Source organism: Shewanella sp. GD04112 (assembly GCF_029835735.1).
Classification (GTDB): Bacteria; Pseudomonadota; Gammaproteobacteria; order Enterobacterales; family Shewanellaceae; genus Shewanella.
Map to the genome: position 1 here is coordinate 3,305,014 of NZ_JAOEAL010000001.1, position 20,178 is coordinate 3,325,191.

Sequence of the window (20,178 nt, forward strand, 5' to 3'; positions counted from 1 at the left end):
CTATGAATGGCATAGTGTAGAGTCTAGGACTCTTAACGAATAATGCCGCGACCCGATGATTTAACAAACTCAATGAACGACTTAACTTGCTCATCGTTCTGCGCATCTTCGGCAAGCGCTTCAATCGCTTCATCAACAGTTAAACTGCTGCGATATAAGGTTTTATAGGCACGGCGTACCGCTAATTGGCTCTCCTTAGAGAAACCACGGCGCTTCATACCTTCGCTGTTTAAGCCTCGAGGAATGGCAGGTTGTCCCGCCGCCATCACAAAGGGTGGCACATCCTGTAGCAATAACGAACAACCCGCAGTAAAAGCGTGGGCACCGATATGCACAAACTGATGAACCCCAGTCATACCACCGAGAATCGCCCAGTCACCCACATGCACATGGCCTGCGATAGAGGCATTGTTGGCCATAATCACGTTATTACCGACCACACAGTCATGGGCGATATGCACGTAGTTCATAAACAGGTTATTAGAGCCGATACGGGTTTCGCTATTGTCTTGAACCGTACCACGGTGAATGGTCACATGTTCACGGATAACGTTGTTATCGCCAATAATGAGTCGAGTCGGCTCGCCAGCGTATTTCTTGTCTTGGCATTCTTCACCCACGGAGGCGAATTGGAAAATACGGTTGCCTTTACCGATAATGGTTGGGCCCTTCACCACTACGTGGGAGCTTAACCAACAATCGTCGCCAATCTCGACACCCGCGCCCACATAACTCCATGGACCTATGGTGACGTTTTTACCAATTTTTGCATCGGGATGCACAAACGCTAATGTATCTATCACTGATTAATCTCTCTGCGGGCACACATGATTTCAGCGGAACAAACCACTTCACCATCCACTTTGGCCTCACCATAGAAAACGCCAATCCCGCGGCGCTCTTTAATCATTTTGACTTCAAAATGGATTTGATCGCCGGGCTCAACTACACGTCTAAAACGGGCGTTATCGATACCAGCAAAATAGTACAACACACCAGGAGGCGGTACATCGTCACTCATGGTCTTAAACGCGAGCAGACCAGTGGCCTGTGCCATGGCTTCTAAAATCAGCACGCCCGGCATCACAGGCTGAACAGGGAAATGTCCCTGGAAAAAGGGTTCATTAATCGTCACGTTTTTAATCGCATGGAGACTCTCACCTGGGGTGTAATCCAAAACGCGATCGATTAATAAAAATGGATATCTATGGGGTAGATACTTAAGGATCTCCGTAATATCCATAGTGTTCATTTGATTTGACACGAACCTAGTTCCTCAAAATTGCCTTGGGGCAATTACTCTGGTGTATTTGAATTCTTTTCCAACGTTTTCACACGTTGAAACAGTTCATCCAATTGACGGAAGCGAACTGTATTTTTACGCCACACTTTGTTTTCCATTGCCACTGTCGCAGAAGAATACAAACCAGGCTCACGCATGTTACCTGTAACGTTTGTCGCGCCAGAAAGATGGACACCGTCAGCAATGGTCAAGTGGCCTGCAATCGCGCAGTTACCACCAATAATACAATGTTTACCAATTGTTACACTGCCAGCAATGGTCGTGCTGCCAGCGATCGCGGTATTTTCACCAATAATATCGTTATGGGCAACCTGTACTTGGTTGTCGATGATCACACCGTTGTGGATTTCGGTATGACCTAAAGCCCCACGGTCGATGGTTGAGTTCGCACCGATTTCGACGCGATCGCCAATTCGGACACCACCGGTTTGGGGAATTTTAATCCACTGACCACGCTCGTTAGCGTAACCGAAACCGTCGGAGCCAATAATGGCGCCGGAATGGATTATACAATCTTGGCCTAAATGGACATTATGATAGAGGGTCACATTGGCCCACAGACGAGTGTTAGAGCCTACTATGGAGTCTTGACCAATCACAGAGCCCGCACCAATCTGCACGTTTTCGCCGAGGATCACATTCGCGCCGATCACCACATTGGCACCAATGGCTACACCTTCGCCTAACTGGGCAGAAGAGTCGATTTGTGCCGAAGGATGGATACCCACGGCCGCCTTGGGCGTGGTATCTAAAAACTGTGCCACACGGGCAAACCCCACATAGGGGTCTTTAACGACTAACGCAGTGCCTGAATAGTCCTGCGCGTCTTTAGCCGACAATAACACCGCACTCGCTTGAGTTGACTCAAGCTGAGCACGGTATTTGCTGTTGGCTAAAAAAGAGATTTGACCCGATTGGGCATGTTCAAGTGTCGCAACGCTGTTGATCACTAACGTTTCATCACCTTGGACAACGCCATCTAATAACAGGCTTAGCTCTTTTAAAGTCACACTTTTCATTAATTACTTGCCTTTGCTTAAGGCTTCAACCACTTTGCCACTGATGTCAGCATTTGGCTTAACATAAATGACGGCACCGCGCTGTAAAACTAAATCGTATTTTTCTTTTTCAGCGATAGTGTTAATGGCTTTTTGAACCTTAACTAACAGTTTGTTTTGCTCTTCACCTTGGCGACGACGTAAGTCTTCATCCAACGCTTTACCTTTCAGCTGATATTCAGATTTTAACGCTTCCATTTTACGAACCAGCTCAGTTTTTTGCGTGTCATTCATTAACGCGCCGTCACGTTGCTGCTTCTCCATCAGAGAGCGCATTTCTTCTTGCATTTTCTGAACTTCAGCCATGCGATCACCAAACTCTGATTTCAGAGATTGGGAGATTTGCTCACGTTGAGGTAACTGCTCAAACACAGCGCCCATATCAACAACAGCAATATTTTCTGCCTGCGCCGCTAAAGGTGCACCTAATAAAGCCAACGTCACCAGGGCACGGTTTACCATCTTGTTCAAAATAGACTCCTTGTTACCTTTGTTATATTCAGCAAAACCTGCCGAGTGTATGCCTTTTAAAAAGTTTTGCCAATATTGAACGAGAAGATCTCTGTTTGATCGCCTTCGTATTCTTTAATCGGCCATGCCAAGCTGAATACCATGGGTCCCATAGGAGACAGCCACTGTAAGCTTAGACCCCAAGAGGCTCTGATACGACCTGGATCACTGTAGTCCTGCAGCTTGTCAAACTCTTCCGCTGGCAGCGTTTGATACTTAGCGAAATCGAACTCAGTATCCCATACGTTACCCGCATCGACGAAGAAGCTGGTACGAACAGAGTTAGTGTAGGCCTCATCCAAGAACGGCGTTGGTACAATCAGCTCCATACTGGCAGTTGCAATCGCGTTACCACCGATTGAACGACCTGAACTGACCTGAATACTGTTTGGATCGCCCGGTAAGCTACAACCGTCACCCGATGGATCCGGCGCACAAGGCTCACTACCACGATACAGATAGAATGAACGAGGACCGACCGAGTTAGACTTAAAGCCACGTAGTGAGGTACTACCGCCCGAGTAATAGTTTTCCCAGAATGGCAGGATTTGGTCATTATCATTAAATTGACCGTAACCGTTGCCATAACCTAAACGACCACGTGCTAACAGCACAAAACTATGGCTGCGGGTGATAGGGAAATAATAGTTAGTATCGAAGTCTGTCTTAAAGTACTGCAGATCCGAGCCTGGTACTGTCATCTTACCGCTTAAACGCTGTGACGAACCGTCTGTTGGGAAGGTGCCACGGTTTAAGGTACTGCGGTACCAGCCTAAGCTGAGCTCGAAGTTGTCGAAGCTTAAATCGGCATTCGGATCATCGTCACGGTAGATATTGTAGAAACGCAGCGCCTGTTCGTAGGCTGAGATTTCTGAAATCGTGTTATGACGATAGCCAATACCACCGTTGATACGGTTGTATTCGTTAATTGGGAAACCTGAGTTTAATGCCACACCGTAGGAGCTGTTCTTATAGCGCTCAAGGTTAGCTTCGTTCGCATCAAACTCGTTCCAGTAAACGCTACCACCTAAGCTCACACCATCTTTGGTCCAATAAGGGTCGGTGTAAGATAAGTTTACGTTCTTAGAATACTTATTAGTGCTTAAACTCACGCCCGCTTGGTTACCCGTACCGAGGAAGTTATTTTGCTGCACACCAAACTGCAGACTTAAGCCCGATTCAGTACCATAACCCACACCGGCGTTAAATGAGCCCGATGGCTGCTCTTTTACCTTCACGGCCACGTCGACTAAATCGTCGGTACCCGGCACTTGAATGGTTTCGGTATCAACGGTCTCGAAGAAGCCTAAACGGTTTAGACGGGCTTTAGATTGCTCAACCTGCGCCGAGTTTAACCAAGCACCTTCCATCTGACGCAGCTCGCGGCGCATCACTTCGTCTTTAGTCACTGTGTTACCGGTGAAGTTAACCGAACGAACATATACACGTTTACCCGGTTTGATATTGATGTTTAAGGTCACTTCCTTAGTTTTATCATCAATTTCAGGGTAGGTTTTCACTTCAGGATACGCGTAACCGAAACGACCTAAGTATTTGCTGTACATCTCTTCGGTGAAGGTCACATCACCACCGTTGTACATATCGCCCGCCTTAATTGGCAGAATCGATTTCATTAACTCTTCGCGGCCCATTAAGTCGCCGGTGAGGTTAACGTCTTTAACCTTGTACTTCTCACCTTCGTTGACGTTGATGGTGATATACAAACCTTTACGGTCAGGCGTCATCGCCACTTGAGTCGAGGTGACTTCAAAGCGAATATAACCCTTGTTGTGGTAATAGGTTTTAATGGTTTCAAGGTCAGCTTGCAGCTTTTGCTTCTGGTAGCGACGCTCACCGAACAGATCCCACCAAGCCACGTAGTCTTTGAGTTCTAACATGCCGATAAGCTCAGCATCGGTGAACTCTTTGTTACCAACCACGTTAATTTGGCGAATTTCAGCCGCTAAACCTTCGGTGAACTTGAATTTGAGTTCGACACGGTTACGGGGCAAGTTAATCACCTGCGCTTCCACTTTCGCGCCGTATTTACCTACACCGTAGTAGAAGTCTTGTAACCCCTTCTCGATGCCCGTCAGCATAGTCCGGTCTAAGGACTCGCCGACTTTCACGCCTGAGCCGTCCAGACTTTCCTGTAACTGCTCATCTTTAATGTCTTTGTTGCCTTCAAAGGTCACTGCGCTGATCGTTGGTCGCTCAGTGACTTTAACAATCAACACGCCGCCATCATGACTGACTGAGATGTTCTCAAAGTTAGTCGATGCATACAGGCTTTTAATGGCTTGTTGAATTTTTAACTGGTCAACAGTGTCACCCACTTTCACTGGTAAGCTTAACAAGGCAGCACCCAGTGCGACTCGCTGCAAACCTTCAACTTGGATGTCGGTCACTTCAAAGGGTTGGAAAGTATCCGCCAACACAGTCCCTGAAAACGACGCACCGACGAATAACATCGAGGCAAAAAGTTTATTCAATCTCATAGAGCACTTCTAATTATTAGTCTGTCCTTGCTCAGAGTCGGGCAAAGTCATTGAAGAGCGCGATGCTCATCAACATCAGCAGCAATGCTGCCCCAAATCTGAATCCTATTTCCTGTACCTTTTCAGACACAGGTTTACCAGTGATTACCTCAACGAAGTAATACAGCAGGTGTCCCCCATCGAGCACAGGCAATGGCAGCAGGTTAATGATGCCTAAATTGACACTGATAAGCGCGAGGAAACCGAGAAAGTAAACCAAGCCATAGTTTGCACTATTGCCCGCACCCTGTGCGATTGAGATAGGTCCACTTAAGTTTTTCACTGACACATCGCCAGTAAATAATTTGCCAATCATCTTAAAGCTCACAGCAACAAGTTGCCATGTTTTATCCACTGCGATAGCGAAAGAATCGATTGGGCCATATTCGAGTTGTAGGCGCATATTCTCGGGCCATTGCGCCTGAGCAGGGCTCACCCCAAGCACGCCTATATCTTTGCCATCGCTATTTTTAACACTCGCAGGTGTCACAGAGATGGCAAACTGCTCGCCATTACGGCGCACAGTTAACTCAACAGGCACATTGGCAGAATGTTGAATAATGTCAACAAAAGCTTGCCAATCCGTGTAATTTTGCCCATTGATGGCAACCAAAGTATCGCCGACTTTCAGGTCACTCTTAGCCGCCGCACTACCTTCGCTGATAAGCGCTATTTGTGGCTCAATCGCAGGGCGATACACACCCAAACCCAACGCCGTAATCGGCGACTCTTTTTCTGGGTCGAAACGCCATTCGCGGGTATCAAGGGTATAAGTGCGAGCCGTGGTATCTAAACCTTGCAAGCCATTTAGCGGCGCGAGAGAGACGGTTAAGCTGTCATCGCCGATATGGCCCACTAGTGCTAAATTCACTTCTTCCCAATTGCGTACAGGCTGGCCTGAAATTGCCGTCACTTGCATCGGCTCATTCACTTGGATTTGCGCCGCCGCTGTGCCAGGTGTGGTAGAGGTAATCACTGGCTTGAGCGATGGCACGCCAATTAAATACATTAAATACAGTGCGATAATCGCAAAGATAAAGTTTGCAATCGGACCTGCGGCCACAATCGCAATCCGTTGCCATACACTTTTACGGTTAAAGGCTTGGTCCTTTAACTCATCGGGTACGTCTTCTACTCGCTCATCGAGCATTTTGACATAGCCGCCTAACGGGATCATGGCGATGACGTACTCAGTGCCATCTTGACCTACTTTGCGCCAAATCGCCTTACCAAAACCAATCGAGAAACGTTCAACCTTCACGCCACAGCGACGTGCAACATAGAAATGGCCGTATTCGTGGGCGGTGATAAGCAACCCAAGCGCAACGATAAACGAACCTAAGTTCCACAAAAAATCTAACATTCCACTCCTTATGTCATCGTCAAATTCGCTTATTCCTCATCAAATGAGGATTAAGCCAATTTCGCTAACTGTTCGCGGGCATATATCCGCGTTTGCGCATCGAGGGCGATAATATCATCGATGCTGGTCATCGTCCGTTTAGGCACTGATGATAAACAAGCTTCATTCACCTTAGCGATATGGGTAAAACCAATCTGTCCCTGTAAAAATGCCTCAACGGCGATTTCATTGGCGGCATTGAGTACCGTAGTCGCTTCTTGGCCTTGGGCACAAGCGGCGATCGCTAACGCCAAACAAGGGAAGCGATTAAAGTCCGGCTCACAAAAGCTTAACTGTCCGACTTTGAAAAAATCCAAAGGTTCAACGCCAGAGCTAATTCTTTGTGGATAGGACATACAATGTGCAATCGGTGTACGCATATCCGGGTTACCCATTTGCGCGATCACACTGCCATCGCGGTATTGCACCATCGAATGGATAACGCTCTGCGGATGGATAACCACCTTTAATTGGTCTTTCTGGGTATTAAACAACCAGCGCGCTTCAATAAACTCCAAGCCCTTATTCATCATAGTGGCGGAGTCGACTGAAATTTTCGGCCCCATCGACCAGTTTGGATGTTTACAGGCCTGTGCTGGCGTCATCGATGCAAGGCTGGCAAGCTCCGCGGTCAAGAAGGGGCCGCCCGAGCCGGTCAGTAAAATATGGGAAATTCCCGATGCGCCTAAATCACAGCGGCCCAAATTGGCCTGCACTTCTTCGGGTAAGCATTGGAAAATCGCATTGTGCTCACTATCAACCGGCAATAGAGTCGCGCCGGAGGCTTTCGTGGCCTCAATAAAGAGTTCACCTGACATCACCAAGGCTTCTTTATTGGCAAGCAATACACGCTTACCCGCCTTAACAGCGGCTAAGGTGGGTACTAACCCCGCCGCGCCGACGATAGCGGCCATCACAGTATCCACTTCGGTGGCTGTGACTAAGGCGATGAGTTCATCCTCACCGCTGCTCACTTGGATATTAAGCTCAGGGGGAAGCTTGGCTTGTAGCGCTAATGCGGCCTGACTATCGACCATATGGGCGACTTGGGGGCGATGGGTCAAACACAGGGCGAGCATCTTATCGACACTCGCATTCGCCACTAAAGCGTAAACACGGTAGGCATCGGGATTAGCCGAAATCACACTTAAAGTGCTGGCACCAATCGACCCGGTCGCACCCAAAATCACCATTTTTTGCATAGCGTTACATCCAAAATGCAATGTAGATTAAGGTAAACACCGGCAAGGCCGCAGTAAGGCTGTCGATGCGATCGAGCACGCCACCATGCCCAGGCAGAATCGTGCCAGAGTCTTTGATGCAGGCAGCACGCTTAAACATACTCTCGGATAAATCGCCAAGCGCCGAAATCAGCGCCACGAAAATAGTGACCGCGACCACTAAACCTAATTCCTGCTCAGGCGAAATATACATCACGCCCGCGACAACAATCAGTGTCGTCATCAGGCCGCCCAGTAACCCTTCTAAGGTTTTGGCTGGGCTCACCGCAGGCATCAGCTTGGTCTTGCCGACAGCCTTACCGACAAAATACGCGCCCGAATCAGCCGCCCAGACAATCAGCATCACCAGTAATACCAACGACGCGCCATAGTAAGGCGATATTTGCGAACTAATGGATTTGAGTGCAATCAGCGCCACGAAACAAGGTACTAAAGTGAGTTGCCCGAACATGGACTTTAGCATCGGGTTCTTTTGCCAGAGTTTGGCGCTCTTAGGGTAAGTCACCACTAACAGCAGCGACACTATCCACCACAGTGCACCGATGGCCATCACGGCAAGATAGATAGGATGAATTTGTCCCCTAAGCCAAATCGTGTCGGCAGGAACAATTAAATTCAACGCGATAAGTAAAATACCGACGGTGCAAGTAAAACTCCATTGAGTGACATCACATTGACTATCGATGATCCTGCCCCACTCCTTAGCGGCGATCAGAAACACGGCCACTAAGGCCCAAGCAAAGTACTCTACGGGGAGTAAAAAGATTGCTCCCAAAACTAATGGAATTAACCAAATTGCTGTTATTATACGTTGTTTTAGCAAAAAAAATCCCTCATGACGTTTTACAATGCGCGCATCTCATCAATTTGACTTCCGGTCAAACCAAAACGGCGCTGGCGACTGGTAAAAGTAGCAATCGCTTCATGAAAAGCCTGTTCATCGAAATCAGGCCAAAGGGTGTCCATAAACACCAATTCAGCATAGGCAGCCTGCCAGAGCACAAAATTGCTGATCCGGTAATCCCCACCCGTACGGATCATTAAATCAACTTCACTCTGATTTTGCATGCACAAATGTTCACTCAAGGCTTCTTCGGTGAACTGACTGCTGGTCATTTCGCCATTTTCCACCTTTTCAGCTAACTTTTGCGCAGCTTGCAGTATGTCCCAACGGCCACCGTAATTAGCCGCTACATTCAATATCAATCCACTGTTGCCTGCGGTTTTTTCTTCTGCGGCACGAATTTGTTTTTGTAAACGCGCAGAAAAACGGCTGATATCGCCGATGATATTCAATCTGACTTGGTTCTTATCGAGTAACTTAATTTCCCGTTGTAACACGGTAAAAAACAATTCCATCAGCAAGCTGACTTCTTTATCGGGTCTACGCCAATTCTCGCTGGAAAACGCAAATAGCGTCAGCGATTGTATCCCTAACTGACTGGCCGCACTCACCGCACGTCTCACCGCCTTTACGCCGGCTTTATGCCCCATCACTCGTGGTTTGCCCTGGGTTTGGGCCCAACGCCCATTACCATCCATAATAATCGCAACATGTTTAGGTAATGACTGTTTAACGAGTTCGGGTAATACCTCCGGTAAGCTTGTCTGAGCACAAGCATCCTGCTCAGTTGACCTAGATTGCGGATCAAATTCCACTGTGGATGACATCTATTACAACCCTTTAAAATAGACAAACGCCGTGTAGTATACCCCTACACGGCGTAGCAACTCTAGCTTATAGCGCCTGAGATTAGACTTCCATCAACTCAATTTCTTTGGCCGCTAAAATCTCATCGACCTTCTTAATGTGAGCATCGGTGAACTTTTGCACTTCGTCTTCAAAGCGGCGAACATCATCTTCAGTACATTCTTTGGCTTTTTCGAGTTTCTTCACTTCAGAAATCGCGTCACGACGTACGTTACGAATCGCCACACGGCCGCCTTCAGCTTCTGCACGAACCACTTTGATGAAGTCTTTACGACGTTCTTCAGTCAGTGCGGGTAATGGAATACGTAAGGTTGCGCCCGCTGACATTGGGTTTAAGCCAAGATCTGAGCTCATAATCGCTTTCTCAACCGCTTGGATTGCACTACGGTCGAATACAGTCACAGACAGGGTACGCGCATCTTCAATACCCACGTTCGCCACTTGGTTCAGCGGGGTCATAGTGCCGTAGTAAGACACTTGGATAGAATCCAGTAAGCTTGGGTGTGCACGACCAGTACGTACTTTCGCCATTTGGTTCTTAGTCGCTTCTACGCATTTACCCATGCGCTCTTGAGCATCTTTTTTAATATCTGCAATCACGTTAAATGTCCTTCTTGGTCATTAAAAACTTATTTCGCTTTGATCAATGTGCCTTCTTCTTCACCCATGACCACGCGGCGCAGTGCACCAGGTTTGTTCATGTTGAATACTAGGATTGGCATGTCATGATCACGCGCCATCGTAAAGGCTGCTAAGTCCATTACTTTTAATTCTTTGTCCAGTACTTCAGTGTACGATAATTCATCGTACTTCACTGCTTCTGGATTTTTCATCGGGTCGTCAGAATAAACGCCGTCAACTTTAGTGCCTTTTAGCACGACTTCTGCTTCGATTTCAATGCCGCGTAAGCAAGCAGCAGAATCGGTAGTGCAGAATGGGTTACCAGTACCCGCAGCAAAAATCACTACACGGCCTGATTTTAATAAGCTGATAGCCTCAGCCCAATTGTAGTCGTCGCATACCCCTTTTAACGGGATTGCCGACATCAGACGAGCATTAACATAGGCACGGTGCAGGGCATCACGCATGGCCAAGCCGTTCATAACCGTTGCCAGCATACCCATGTGATCGCCCACCACACGGTTCATGCCCGCTTTTGCTAGGCCTTCACCGCGAAATAGATTACCACCACCAATGACCACACCCACCTGAATGCCTAACTCTACCAGCTCTTTCACTTCTTGAGCCATGCGATCTAACACTTTAGGGTCGATGCCGAAGCCTTCGTCGCCCATCAGTGCCTCGCCACTTAATTTTAGAAGAATGCGTCTAAATGCAGGTTTTGGATTGGTGCTCATATTTTTTTGTCCTGGTCATAACAAGACCGCAGCCATTGCTGCGGTCTTGGGGGTATTTAGCGTTGGCGATTAAGCCTTTTTAGAAGCAGCGATTTGAGCAGCAACTTCAGCTGCGAAATCTTCTTCTTTCTTCTCAATACCTTCACCCACTTCTAAACGAATGAAGTTAGTGACTTTAGCGCCTTTCTCTTTCAAGAATTCGCCAACAGTTTTCTTTGGTTCCATGATGTAAGCTTGACCAGTCAGAGAGATCTCACCGGTGAACTTCTTCATACGACCAACAACCATTTTCTCTGCGATTTCAGCAGGCTTGCCTTCATTCATAGAGATTTCGATTTGCAGAGCTTGTTCACGAGCAACTACGTCTGCTGGAACGTCTTCTGGGTTAACGTATTCTGGCTTAGAAGCTGCAACGTGCATTGCTAAGTGCTTCAGAGTTTCCTCATCCGCTTCACCAGTTACTACAACACCAATACGCTCACCGTGACGGTATGAAGCTAATTGAGTGCCGTCGATGTACTCAACGCGACGAACGTTGATGTTTTCACCGATTTTAGCAACCAGAGCAACACGGGCTTCTTCGAATTGGGCTTTTAAGTCTTCTAAAGACACTTTAGACGCTGCAGCAACGTCTAAAACAGCGTTAGCAAAACCTAAGAAGTTCGCATCTTTAGCAACGAAGTCAGTTTGGCAGTTTACTTCTAACAGTACTGCGAAACCTTCACCGTTTTTGATCAGGATAGTACCGTCAGCAGCGATGTTACCTGCTTTCTTAGCAGCTTTAGCAGCACCAGACTTACGCATGTTGTCAATTGCTAACTCCATGTCGCCGTTGGTTTCTTCTAACGCTTTTTTACAATCCATCATGCCTGCGCCAGTACGCTCGCGCAGTTCTTTAACTTGGGCAGCAGAAATTGCCATTGTTAAATCCTCTCTAAAAATTCGACTAATTTGCAGATATAAAACAGGGGCCGAATGGCCCCTGTTAACCAATCAAAATCTTGGTTAATAAGGGTGATGAAACTCATCCCGCCTTATTATTCGGCTTCTACGAAACCGTCTTGCTCAGCTTGAACAGCTAAATCTTGACCACGGCCAGCGTTAGCAGCTGCAGCAACAGAAGTAGTGTACAGGCGAATAGCGCGCATTGCGTCGTCGTTACCAGGAACGATGTAGTTAACACCGTCTGGAGCAGAGTTAGTATCAACAACTGCAACAACAGGGATACCCAGGTTGTTAGCTTCTTTAATAGCGATATGCTCGTGGTCAGCGCCGATAACGAATAATACGTCTGGCAGGCCGCCCATGTTCTTAATACCGCCTAAAGATTTTTCCAGCTTTTCAAGCTCACGAGTACGCATCAGCGCTTCTTTCTTGGTCAGCTTGTCGAAAGTACCGTCTACTGATTGGCTTTCCAGTTCTTTCAGACGCTTGATTGACTGACGAACGGTTTTCCAGTTAGTCAGCATACCGCCTAACCAACGGTGATCAACGTAGTACTGATCGCAAGAAATAGCAGCTTCTTTGATCGCTTCGCCAGCAGCACGTTTAGTACCAACGAATAATACTTTACCTTTCTTTGAAGCAACGTTGCTGATGAAAGCCAGTGCTTCATTGAACATTGGCACAGTATGCTCTAGGTTGATGATGTGAACGCCGTTGCGAGCACCGAAAATGAATGGCTTCATTTTTGGGTTCCAGTAACGGGTTTGGTGACCGAAGTGGACACCGGCCTGGAGCATATCGCGCATTGAAACTGTAGTCATTTCTATTACCTTAAAATTTAGGGGGTTAGACCTCCACGTATCCCATGTCTTCGACCCCGCAGTTAACAGCTGAGGGCACCCCGAAGAATGTGTCGACACGTGTGTGATTTAGTATTTAGATAAATTGCCATGTATAATGGCCGCCATCTTTAGTCTTGCCTTGGGTTAAGATAAGCAAAAGCTGACCTTATACATCCTGCAAGACTTAAACATAACGGCGCGCTTTATACCATAAATAGCCCTAAAGCACAAATTTTTGCATCGGGTAGATGCCGCCAATAGACATCGAAGACACAAGAGAAAACGCAATGAGTATAGTCATTAAGACAGCAGAAGAAATCGAGAAAATGCGCGCAGCGGGTAAGCTGGCCGCACAAGTATTAGAAATGATCGCCCCTTATGTTAAGGCTGGCGTGAGCACTAATGAACTAAACGATATCTGCGCCAAATATACCGAAGAGCAAGGCGCGATTTCTGCCCCGCTCAATTACCATGGTTTTCCTAAGTCGATTTGTACTTCGTTAAACAACGTTATTTGCCATGGTATTCCGAGTGACCGCGTTCTCAAGGATGGCGATATTCTCAATATCGATATCACAGTCATCAAAGACGGTTACCACGGTGATACCTCTAAAATGTTCTTAATCGGTGAAGTCAGCCCTAAGGACAAGCGCCTGTGCCGTATCGCGCAAGAGAGTTTATACCTCGCCATTCGTAAGGTTCGCCCGGGGTTAAAACTGGGTGAAATCGGTAATACTATCGAAAAATTCATCAAAGCCAGCAAAACAGGTCTTGAGAAATATTCCATCGTGCAAGATTATTGTGGTCACGGTATTGGTGCCGGTTTCCATGAAGAGCCGCAAGTCATGCACTACCGTAATGGCGATAACACCATTTTACGCCCTGGCATGTGTTTTACCATTGAGCCAATGATCAACGCCGGTCGCCACACCACAGTGTTAGACCGTGACGATAAGTGGACTGTCACCACCTCCGATGGTAAAAACTCTGCCCAATGGGAACATACATTATTAGTGACCGAAACCGGTGTAGAAGTCCTGACTCTACGTGATGAGGAAGACTTCCCGCGTATCATTAATCACTAAGCGACATACTTAGTACGTTAGGACTCAGAGGATTACTGAACACCTAACTCATCCAAACAAGGGACTCGATGAATACAGCTCTGCTAGCTAAACAATCATTAATCGAACAGAATCAAACGCTTTTAGCAAGATTCAAGGCCAAAACCCCGATTGAAGAGCTAGTGACGCAGCGCTGTCAGTTCGTCGATTCCCTCGTCAAGCAGGCCTGGCAACAGCACGGTCTGGACCAATATCCTATCGCCCTGATTGCCGTTGGCGGCTACGGTCGCGGCGAGTTACATCCGCACTCGGATGTCGATTTATTATTCCTGTTCGAAGGCGAGTTATCGCAGGCGGCTGAAACAGCACTGAGCGAATTTATCGCCTTTTTATGGGACGCCAGCCTTGAGATTGGTCACAGTGTTCGCACTCTCAGCGACACTCTAAATCTAGGTCGAGAAGACATTACTATCGCCACTAACCTGCTCGAGGCACGGTTACTCTCAGGCCCAGAATCCCTGTTTGATCAACTCTATGACGCCATCCGCCAGAGTGATTTTTGGACGTCGAGCCAGTTCTTTATCGCCAAACGTGATGAACAAACGGCCCGCCATGCCAAGGCAAGCGCCTTCGATCTTGAGCCAAATATTAAGAGTTGCCCCGGCGGCCTGCGGGACATTCAAACTATCGCCTGGGTTGCCATGCGCCACTTTGGCGCCTCACGCCTAGAAGAACTGGTTCAATACGAATTTTTAGAACCCGCCGAGTTAGAAGAGCTGCTCGAGTGTCAGCATTTTCTGTGGAAGCTGCGCTTTGCCCTGCATATGGCGGTCGGTCGCGATGAAAATCGCCTGCTGTTCGATGTCCAGCGCCAAGTGGCCGAGCTGATGGGTTATGAAGACGCCACTCAACTCGCCGTTGAGCAGATGATGAAACGCTACTATCGCACGGTGCGCCGGGTGATGGAGCTGAACGAAATGCTGCTGCAACTGTTTAAGCGGGCGACTCTTGGCCAAACCAAGGCCTTAGAAATTCAAGCGATTGACAATAACTATCAACGTCGCGGTGCCTTTATCGAGGCCCTAAGAGACGATTTATTCGATAGCGGCGAAGAAATTGTACGCCTCTTTGTCCATGTCGCTAAAAACTCCAATATTAAAGGCATTTATGCGCCGACACTGAGATCACTAAGGCGCGCACGCCGGGCACAGCAGCAACCCTTGCAGGAAAATCCGCAGTGCCGCCAAGCCTTTATGGAAATCTTAAAGCATCCACGTGGCATTGCGGCCCTATCGTTGATGCATAAACACGGGGTGCTGTCGGCCTATTTGCCCGCTTGGCGCAATATCGAAGGCCAAATGCAGTTTGACCTGTTCCACGCCTACACGGTAGATGAACACACCCACAGATTGCTGCTCAATATCGAGCGCTTCTCTCAGCCGGAGCAGAAGGAAGAGTTTCCTTTAGGCTCAGTGCTTATCAATCAGTTACCGAAAAAAGGTTTGTTGGTACTTGGCGCCATTTTCCATGATATCGCAAAAGGACGCGGCGGCGATCATAGCAAACTTGGCTCGAGCGATGCCCTCGCCTTCTGTAAGCTCCATGGCTTGAACGACCACGATGGCCGCTTAGTCGCTTGGCTGGTCGAAAATCACTTAGTGATGTCGGTAACTGCCCAGCGCCGCGATATTTCCGATCCCGATGTGGTGGCCGACTTTGCTAGCAAGGTGCGCGATGCGGTGCATTTAAGTTATTTATATTGCCTAACCGTCGCCGATATCTGCGCCACGAACGAGAAGACCTGGAACAACTGGAAAGGCTCACTGCTGCGCGACTTATATTTTTCCACCCAAAGGGTACTGGCGCGGGGGAAAGAAAAACCCGTCGATATCCGCGCGCGGGTACGGGAATATCAAGCCAAGGCCAAGAAAGAGTTGCTGCGCCGTGGCGTAAAAGAAAAAGAGTTAGATACTCTCTGGCAACGCTTTAAGGCCGACTATTTTTTGCGCCACCAGCCGAATCAAGTGGCCTGGCATGCCGAAGCCATCCTTAAGCATAAACAGTTGGACGAGCCGCTCGTGCTGGTGTCTAAACATACGACACGCGGCGGCACCGAACTCTTTGTCTACTGTCAGGACAGGCCTAAGCTGTTCGCGACTGTGATGGCGGTGCTCGATAATAAAAACATCAACGTCCACGACGCTAACATTATGACATCGAAGGATAATTATGCCCTCGACACCTTCGTTATCCTCGAGCAAGACGGCGCCCCTGTGAGCCAGCTCTCACGCATTCAGAGTATCCGTAAGGCCCTAGAAAAGGCGCTTGCGAGCGATAATCCTAAGCTGCCGCGTTTTAGAAAACTGTCACGCAAGATGAAACCTTTTAATGTTCCCACTCAGGTGAGTTTCCTTGAGAGTAACCGTCATGGTACAAGTATGATGGAACTCATCGCCTTGGATACGCCGGGATTATTAGCTAAAGTGGGCGATATTTTTTATCGCTGCAACACGACCTTGCTAGCCGCCAAGATCACCACCATTGGCGAGCGAGCCGAAGACTTTTTTATTTTGCAAACCAATGATGGCTTGCAACTCAATGAAACCCAAGAGAATACGCTCAAGGAAGCCTTGATTAGCGCACTCAGCGCCATCAACACAGAGTCAACCAATTAACCAAAACGGGAGAAGTAAATGGAGGCTTTACGCCAACGTATTGAGGCCGCATTTGAAGCGCGTGCCGACATCACACCAAGCACTGTTGACGCAAGCGTGCGTAACGATGTGCAAAATGTCATCAATATGCTCGATAAAGGTGAACTACGCGTCGCCGAGAAAATCGATGGCCAATGGCATGTACATCAATGGTTGAAGAAGGCGGTATTACTGTCATTTCGTATTTTCGATAACGCGGTTATCGATGGTGCCGAAACCAAATATTTCGATAAAGTACCGTTAAAGTTCGCCGAGTATGACGAAGCCCGCTTTAAAGCCGAAGCCATCCGTGTGGTGCCATCGGCAACCGTACGTAAAGGTTCATTCATCGGTAAAAACACAGTATTGATGCCCTCTTACGTGAACCTTGGTGCCTACGTTGACGAAGGCACTATGGTTGACACTTGGGCAACCGTTGGCTCATGTGCGCAAATCGGTAAAAACGTGCACTTATCTGGCGGCGTGGGTATCGGTGGCGTACTCGAGCCGCTGCAAGCGGGCCCTACCATTATCGAAGACAACTGCTTTATCGGCGCACGCTCAGAAATCGTTGAAGGCGTTGTGGTTGAAGAAGGCTCAGTGATTTCCATGGGCGTTTATATCGGCCAAAGCACCCGTATTTATGACCGTGAAACGGGCGAAATCCACTACGGCCGTGTACCAGCAGGCTCTGTCGTGGTATCGGGTACCCTGCCATCGGCTTGTGGTAAATACAGTCTATACGCTGCCATCATTGTGAAAAAAGTGGATGCGAAAACCCGCGGGAAAGTGGGTATCAACGAACTGTTACGTATCGTCGATTAAGCGAAACTCGCGCTACACGCAATCCTAAAATGCCAAGCTAATGCTTGGCATTTTTTATGGAAAACACACGCCCTATGGGGCTGAAAGACACATCAAGTTACACAGAGAAACACTCTGTTCCCAACCCCACATTTAGATACACTTCTGTGGCCAAATCCCTCTGCAAGGCCCGCAAAAACAGACTTTACTCAAAGTGTCTACTCACCCGACAAGGAGCTAAAGATGAAATCAACATTAGTAAAATTGGGCGGAGCCGCCCTGCTCTGCACCTTAGGAATGGGCTCAAACGCTTTTGCCGCCATGGACCCTCAGTTAGAAAATACCTTAGTGGCGGTTTGTAAGGCTGGAGCCAGTAATAACCTGATCTCGTTTAGCAACACTATGCAGGAATATCGCATCAACCAAAGCCGAATATTCCCCCGCTTAGTCTGTAACGGCGAAAGCTTCCATCAGTTCGCCCTCAGCCAAGGCGCCGACAAAACCGCCAAACGCATAAGCCGTTATGTACAAGGTACCGTGACGATTAAAGATATTGCACAAAATCCAGTGGATGAGGTTTATGCCGTTAATTTTTAACTCAATACGATTGCCAATATTAGGGCGTCTAATTGACGCCTTTTTATTGCCATAAATACTTAGGCTTAAGCATGTTAAATTAAACGCTCAACCTCTTGGCGCTCCTTGTTGGCCATAGCAATGGTTCGCCAGCCAATAATCCCTATCGCATGCTGCGCTTTATTCACCACGACCAAAAACTCAGTATCCATTTGATTCAGCAGCTGCAATGCATCTTCTGAAGTGGCGACATCGCTAATCAAAGGCACCGAGTGCTCCATAATTTGATGGGCTTTTTTACGCAGGAATGCCCTGTCGTGTTCCCGCTCCGCCGCCGTACCAATCAGAGGGCTAAGCCAATAATCGAGTAAACGCTGAGTGATAACACCGATAATCTTATGATGCTCATCGAGCACCACGGCCACTTTGGCATGGGCTGAGGTTAATAAGCGTTTAATATCGGCAAGTTCGTGGTCTAGGGTCACAGACACCACAGGATCCAATACCGCTGAACCGATATGGTCACTAATACTCAGTTCACGATTGATTAAAATCTCGAGGCAAGTATCGACGATTTCAGAGTCGAATAAAGTGCCTCTTCCCGCCTTTAAGACCTCGGTCATTTTAGCGAGTCCCAAGGAGGGACGATAAGGACGGTGAGATAAAATGGAGTCAGCCACATCCGCAACGGCAATGATCTTAGCCTCATAAAGAATTGCTTTATCCTTCAAGCCTAAGGGATAACCCGAGCCATCGAGTCGCTCATGATGCTGCAAAATCATCTGTTTAATCGGCCATGGGAACTCAACATCCTCAACAATCTCTGCCCCATGCAACGGATGGGTTTGGATTAATGCGTACTCTTCTTTGGATAGTTTTGAAGGCTTAGTCAAAATCTGCGACGGTATCGCCAGCTTACCAATATCGTGCACCAGCGCGCCGATTTTTAGCCCCTCTAAACGCTGCGGCTCAAGTCCGAGTTTCTCACCAATCAGGTAGCTTAATTGTGCCACCGATTTTTGGTGCCCTGCGGTATAGGCATCCTTAAGTTCTAACGCCTCAGAAATCGCGCTGATAAGCTGAGTTAATGATTGGGATAACTGCTCTTTTTGCGCCTTGATGATTTTGGACTGGCGAGACACCGCCCTTAAACTTCGTGGAAGCTCAATCGAGTGCCACAAAATACTGGCAAAGGTCAGTAAGGAACGAGCATCGTTACGGCTATAGGGCTCATCACGCCCCACCACACACACTATACCCACTAAGCGATTATGGAAAATCATAGGCACAGCAAGATAGCGCTCGCCCAGCAGTAAGCGGTCAAACAGTAGATTATCGGAGCGATTGCTCTCTAACTTATTCTGAATAATGGGTTTGTAGTCTTTAACGCATTCTTGCCAGAGCTGACTTTCAAGCTCAGAGGCTTGGGTGTTTTCCTCCACAAACTCGGCTTGGTTAACCTTAGGCGCAGGATAGTGAGAGCGGGCCGCTAAGGTGAGGGACTTAGATTTATCATTATGCAGCAGGATAAAACCATACTGACTGTCCATCAACGCAATCGCCTTGGCGACCGCCACTTTGAACACCTCTTCCTGCGGCGATTGGATCACATCGTCAATATGTTGTAACCAGGCATCACTCGCTTGGATAGCCCGGCGATAATCGGAATGCAGGCCCTTAATCGGCAATTCTTCATAGTTAATATCGGCAAGGATAAGCTGCCACCCCTGCTCAGGAATGGCATATAGGGCAAAATGCACTCGCCTGCCCTGATTATCCCTCAGCACCAGCCCGATGTAGTTATCGGTACGTTGAAGAATATCGCCGCAAAGTTTGGCATTAAATTCATCGAATAACTGGCAGATGGGTTGATTGATGATTTGCGCAGCCGAACGTTGGCACCTTTCGTAAAATGCCCGGCTCATGCACTGCACTCGAAACTGCCGGTCAAGCCGTGCCCAAGAAAGAGGTAAATCCTCAGGCAGGTCTTTAATTCCAATAATGAGACTACGGCTCATAGACATCAAACACCCCTTCCATGAGTAATACACTTTGAATGGCATACAATTCAAAGTGTCATGTGACTAGATGATCATGCTTTAAATATTGCAATTAAACATACTGATAGCAAGCG

General features: G+C 47.8%; 18 protein-coding genes. 4 read left to right on the plus strand and 14 right to left on the minus strand.

What is annotated here, in order from left to right; translation table 11 throughout:
- Positions 1-32: 32 nt before the first annotated feature.
- From lpxA to rpsB, 13 genes are all read right to left on the minus strand, one after another.
- Positions 33-803, minus strand: a complete 771-nt coding sequence (lpxA, locus tag N7386_RS14670; protein WP_011717682.1) for an acyl-ACP--UDP-N-acetylglucosamine O-acyltransferase — start codon at positions 801-803, stop codon at positions 33-35.
- Positions 800-1,264 (minus strand): 3-hydroxyacyl-ACP dehydratase FabZ, encoded by a 465-nt coding sequence (gene fabZ, locus N7386_RS14675; protein ID WP_041412686.1) that lies wholly within the window; start codon positions 1,262-1,264, stop codon positions 800-802. Before fabZ ends, lpxA begins: the two co-directional genes overlap by 4 nt.
- A gap of 32 nt (positions 1,265-1,296) precedes the next feature.
- On the minus strand, positions 1,297-2,322 hold the full coding sequence (gene lpxD, locus N7386_RS14680; RefSeq protein ID WP_109285350.1) for a UDP-3-O-(3-hydroxymyristoyl)glucosamine N-acyltransferase: 1,026 nt from the start codon (positions 2,320-2,322) through the stop codon (positions 1,297-1,299).
- Positions 2,323-2,325: 3 nt separating this feature from the next.
- Positions 2,326-2,823: an OmpH family outer membrane protein gene (locus tag N7386_RS14685; protein WP_011623384.1), complete on the minus strand. Its 498-nt coding sequence runs from the start codon at positions 2,821-2,823 to the stop codon at positions 2,326-2,328.
- A 65-nt stretch (positions 2,824-2,888) separates the two neighbouring features.
- The gene (gene bamA, locus N7386_RS14690; RefSeq protein ID WP_220056124.1) at positions 2,889-5,369 is read right to left on the minus strand and encodes an outer membrane protein assembly factor BamA; all 2,481 of its coding nucleotides are present in this window, start codon (positions 5,367-5,369) and stop codon (positions 2,889-2,891) included.
- A 31-nt stretch (positions 5,370-5,400) separates the two neighbouring features.
- Positions 5,401-6,771 (minus strand): sigma E protease regulator RseP, encoded by a 1,371-nt coding sequence (rseP, locus tag N7386_RS14695; RefSeq protein WP_279769356.1) that lies wholly within the window; start codon positions 6,769-6,771, stop codon positions 5,401-5,403.
- Between the two features lie 50 nt (positions 6,772-6,821).
- Positions 6,822-8,012, minus strand: a complete 1,191-nt coding sequence (gene ispC / locus N7386_RS14700) for a 1-deoxy-D-xylulose-5-phosphate reductoisomerase (protein ID WP_279769358.1) — start codon at positions 8,010-8,012, stop codon at positions 6,822-6,824.
- A gap of 4 nt (positions 8,013-8,016) precedes the next feature.
- A complete protein-coding gene (locus tag N7386_RS14705; RefSeq protein WP_220053488.1) occupies positions 8,017-8,874 on the minus strand; it encodes a phosphatidate cytidylyltransferase in 858 nt (285 codons plus the stop codon).
- A 20-nt stretch (positions 8,875-8,894) separates the two neighbouring features.
- Entirely contained in the window at positions 8,895-9,722 is an 828-nt protein-coding gene (gene uppS / locus N7386_RS14710; protein WP_279769361.1) for a polyprenyl diphosphate synthase, read from the minus strand.
- 82 nt (positions 9,723-9,804) lie between these two features.
- Positions 9,805-10,362: a ribosome recycling factor gene (gene frr, locus N7386_RS14715; protein ID WP_011717689.1), complete on the minus strand. Its 558-nt coding sequence runs from the start codon at positions 10,360-10,362 to the stop codon at positions 9,805-9,807.
- Between the two features lie 29 nt (positions 10,363-10,391).
- Positions 10,392-11,120 carry a UMP kinase gene (pyrH, locus tag N7386_RS14720; protein ID WP_011717690.1) on the minus strand — a complete coding sequence of 243 codons (729 nt, stop codon included), beginning with the start codon at positions 11,118-11,120 and terminating at the stop codon, positions 10,392-10,394.
- A 69-nt stretch (positions 11,121-11,189) separates the two neighbouring features.
- Positions 11,190-12,041, minus strand: a complete 852-nt coding sequence (gene tsf, locus N7386_RS14725) for a translation elongation factor Ts (RefSeq protein ID WP_011623392.1) — start codon at positions 12,039-12,041, stop codon at positions 11,190-11,192.
- Positions 12,042-12,157: 116 nt separating this feature from the next.
- Positions 12,158-12,886: a 30S ribosomal protein S2 gene (gene rpsB, locus N7386_RS14730; RefSeq protein ID WP_011071784.1), complete on the minus strand. Its 729-nt coding sequence runs from the start codon at positions 12,884-12,886 to the stop codon at positions 12,158-12,160.
- A 308-nt stretch (positions 12,887-13,194) separates the two neighbouring features.
- Between rpsB and map the strand changes: the two genes are divergently transcribed.
- From map to N7386_RS14750, 4 genes are all read left to right on the plus strand, one after another.
- The gene (gene map / locus N7386_RS14735; protein WP_041408815.1) at positions 13,195-13,992 is read left to right on the plus strand and encodes a type I methionyl aminopeptidase; all 798 of its coding nucleotides are present in this window, start codon (positions 13,195-13,197) and stop codon (positions 13,990-13,992) included.
- A gap of 68 nt (positions 13,993-14,060) precedes the next feature.
- On the plus strand, positions 14,061-16,646 hold the full coding sequence (glnD, locus tag N7386_RS14740; RefSeq protein WP_279769364.1) for a bifunctional uridylyltransferase/uridylyl-removing protein GlnD: 2,586 nt from the start codon (positions 14,061-14,063) through the stop codon (positions 16,644-16,646).
- A gap of 18 nt (positions 16,647-16,664) precedes the next feature.
- Positions 16,665-17,489: a 2,3,4,5-tetrahydropyridine-2,6-dicarboxylate N-succinyltransferase gene (gene dapD / locus N7386_RS14745; RefSeq protein ID WP_279769366.1), complete on the plus strand. Its 825-nt coding sequence runs from the start codon at positions 16,665-16,667 to the stop codon at positions 17,487-17,489.
- Positions 17,490-17,711: 222 nt separating this feature from the next.
- Positions 17,712-18,065 (plus strand): DUF3718 domain-containing protein, encoded by a 354-nt coding sequence (locus N7386_RS14750; protein WP_279769368.1) that lies wholly within the window; start codon positions 17,712-17,714, stop codon positions 18,063-18,065.
- Positions 18,066-18,139: 74 nt separating this feature from the next.
- Here N7386_RS14750 and N7386_RS14755 read toward each other — a convergent pair whose 3' ends face one another.
- Positions 18,140-20,068: an HD domain-containing phosphohydrolase gene (locus tag N7386_RS14755; RefSeq protein ID WP_279769370.1), complete on the minus strand. Its 1,929-nt coding sequence runs from the start codon at positions 20,066-20,068 to the stop codon at positions 18,140-18,142.
- Between the last annotated feature and the right edge of the window lie 110 nt (positions 20,069-20,178).

Bases quoted from the DNA above. Each gene is read 5' to 3' on its own strand.
- lpxD (WP_109285350.1), bottom strand. From the start codon at position 2,322: ATGAAAAGTGTGACTTTAAAAGAGCTAAGCCTGTTATTAGATGGCGTT.
- N7386_RS14685 (WP_011623384.1), bottom strand. From the start codon at position 2,823: ATGGTAAACCGTGCCCTGGTGACGTTGGCTTTATTAGGTGCACCTTTA.
- bamA (WP_220056124.1), bottom strand. From the start codon at position 5,369: ATGAGATTGAATAAACTTTTTGCCTCGATGTTATTCGTCGGTGCGTCG.
- rseP (WP_279769356.1), bottom strand. From the start codon at position 6,771: ATGTTAGATTTTTTGTGGAACTTAGGTTCGTTTATCGTTGCGCTTGGG.
- ispC (WP_279769358.1), bottom strand. From the start codon at position 8,012: ATGCAAAAAATGGTGATTTTGGGTGCGACCGGGTCGATTGGTGCCAGC.
- uppS (WP_279769361.1), bottom strand. From the start codon at position 9,722: ATGTCATCCACAGTGGAATTTGATCCGCAATCTAGGTCAACTGAGCAG.
- pyrH (WP_011717690.1), bottom strand. From the start codon at position 11,120: ATGAGCACCAATCCAAAACCTGCATTTAGACGCATTCTTCTAAAATTA.
- tsf (WP_011623392.1), bottom strand. From the start codon at position 12,041: ATGGCAATTTCTGCTGCCCAAGTTAAAGAACTGCGCGAGCGTACTGGC.
- rpsB (WP_011071784.1), bottom strand. From the start codon at position 12,886: ATGACTACAGTTTCAATGCGCGATATGCTCCAGGCCGGTGTCCACTTC.
- map (WP_041408815.1), top strand. From the start codon at position 13,195: ATGAGTATAGTCATTAAGACAGCAGAAGAAATCGAGAAAATGCGCGCA.
- glnD (WP_279769364.1), top strand. From the start codon at position 14,061: ATGAATACAGCTCTGCTAGCTAAACAATCATTAATCGAACAGAATCAA.
- dapD (WP_279769366.1), top strand. From the start codon at position 16,665: ATGGAGGCTTTACGCCAACGTATTGAGGCCGCATTTGAAGCGCGTGCC.
- N7386_RS14750 (WP_279769368.1), top strand. From the start codon at position 17,712: ATGAAATCAACATTAGTAAAATTGGGCGGAGCCGCCCTGCTCTGCACC.
- N7386_RS14755 (WP_279769370.1), bottom strand. From the start codon at position 20,068: ATGTCTATGAGCCGTAGTCTCATTATTGGAATTAAAGACCTGCCTGAG.